The following is a 275-nucleotide window of genomic DNA, read 5'->3' as shown; positions in this document are numbered from 1 at the left end:
CCATCTCAACCCACACCGACCTTGCCTTCAAGTGGTACTTATGTCTTTACAGATCGGACAAGTGTGAGAAGTGAGCCTAAACTTACTAGTCCAGAAGTTTTTTATTATGAAGCAGGTCAAAAGGTTAATTATGATCGAGTTTTGACAGCAGAGGGTTATGAGTGGATTAGCTATATGTCACGTAGTGGCCTCCGTCGCTACGCAGCTGTCAATAAAGTGACAGATAAAGCCACCCCAGTGTCACCAACTCCCTCCGTCCCATCCTCTCCATCACA

1 protein-coding gene is annotated in these 275 nt (G+C 45.8%); it reads left to right on the top strand.

Annotated elements, in window-relative coordinates:
* A partial coding sequence (locus ACQRDX_RS09635; RefSeq protein WP_427896683.1) for an SH3 domain-containing protein occupies positions 1 to 275 on the top strand: 275 nt, incomplete at both ends.

The organism is Streptococcus sp. SGI.013 (assembly GCF_050315295.1).
Classification (GTDB): domain Bacteria; phylum Bacillota; class Bacilli; order Lactobacillales; family Streptococcaceae; genus Streptococcus; species Streptococcus porcorum.
Note: the sequence above shows the minus strand (reverse complement) of the source record. Positions and strands in the feature narration are given on the sequence as shown.